Annotated in this window: 1 protein-coding gene; it reads right to left on the bottom strand. The window is 65.7% G+C overall.

The window, feature by feature from the left end:
- Nucleotides 1–102: 102 nt before the first annotated feature.
- Nucleotides 103–1,134, bottom strand: coding sequence for an IS30 family transposase (locus AB0L97_RS38645; protein ID WP_364440030.1), 1,032 nt, complete (start codon nucleotides 1,132–1,134; stop codon nucleotides 103–105).
- Nucleotides 1,135–1,268: the final 134 nt, after the last annotated feature.

Raw genomic sequence — 1,268 nt, 5'->3', positions numbered from 1 at the left:
TTCGCCGCGATTTCACTGCTACCGGCCCGAACCGGCTATGGCTGACCGATATCTCCGAGCACCGCACCACTTGGATTCCAGTAGTCGTTGCAACGGTTCGAACTACGAAGCGTTCAGTAAAGCATCGAGTCTTTCGGTGGGTGTTTGCCAGGCGAGGCATTTGCGGGGTCGGTTGTTGAGTTCGTCGGCGACTGCTTGCAGCGCCGCGGGTGTGTGAACCCGGAGGTCGCTGCCGCGTGGGAAGTATTGGCGCAGTAGCCCGTTCGTGTTCTCGTTGCTGCCACGTTGCCATGGCGAGCCTGGTTCGCAGAAGTAGACGGCCATGTCGGTGGCGTTGCTGAAGGCGCGGTGTTCGGCCATCTCACCGCCTTGATCCCAGGTGAGGGTGCCCCGCAGCTGGGCAGGCAGCCCCGAGATGGTGGCGATGAGGCCGTCGCGTAGTGCTTCGGCGCTGCGGTCTGCTCCGAGGTGGACCAGCATGACGAAGCGGCTGGATCGTTCGACCAGGGTCGCGATGGCCGAGCGGTTGGTGGCGCCGATGACGAGGTCTCCTTCCCAGTGGCCGGGCGCGGTGCGGGACTCGACCTCGGGCGGGCGTGTGGTGATCAGCGACATCGGCTCGACGAAACGCGGCCGGCGCGCGGCGGGGTCACGACGAGGTCTGCGCCGGAGACGGCCACGACGCAAGTGGCGGGCGAGTTCGCGCTTCAACTCGCCTCGGGCGTGGACGTAGATGCCCTGGTAGATCGTCTCGGTGCAGGCGCGCATCTGCAGATCGGTCGGGAAGTCGACGACCAGGCGATGGCTGATCTGCTGGGGTGACCACTTCCGTGCGAGCTTGTCTCGAACGTAGTCACGCAACGACGCGTTCGCCGTCAGCTTCGGGTCGCGGGGCCGCAACCGGCGAGCGACCGAGGCGCGGTGGGCGGAGTGGGGCAGATATCCCCGCGCCGAGGTTGTGTTGCGGCGCAGCTCGCGGCTGATCGTCGATGGTGAACGCCCCAGCTCCGCGGCGATCCGGCGGACCGTCAGCCCGGCTCGGTGCAGATCGCATACTTGCTCGCGTTCCAGCAAGCTCAGATACCGGGGGTGGATCGGCTTCTCGACTCGATCGAGGTCGATCTTCCCACCCAGAACGTTGGCCGTGCGCGGTGAATTCACGTCTGCCAGTATCGGATTCGGGTAGCGCACCACGCGACCGTCGGGGTAGATCCGGCCTCGATGGATGATGGTGATGCCCTTGTCCCAGTCCGCCGCCGAACGCTTGT

The sequence above is a fragment of the Nocardia sp. NPDC051911 genome, from assembly GCF_040681035.1.
Lineage (GTDB): Bacteria > Actinomycetota > Actinomycetes > Mycobacteriales > Mycobacteriaceae > Nocardia > Nocardia sichangensis.
The sequence above is the reverse complement of the archived record's forward strand: the minus strand, read 5'-3'. Positions and strand labels throughout refer to the sequence as shown.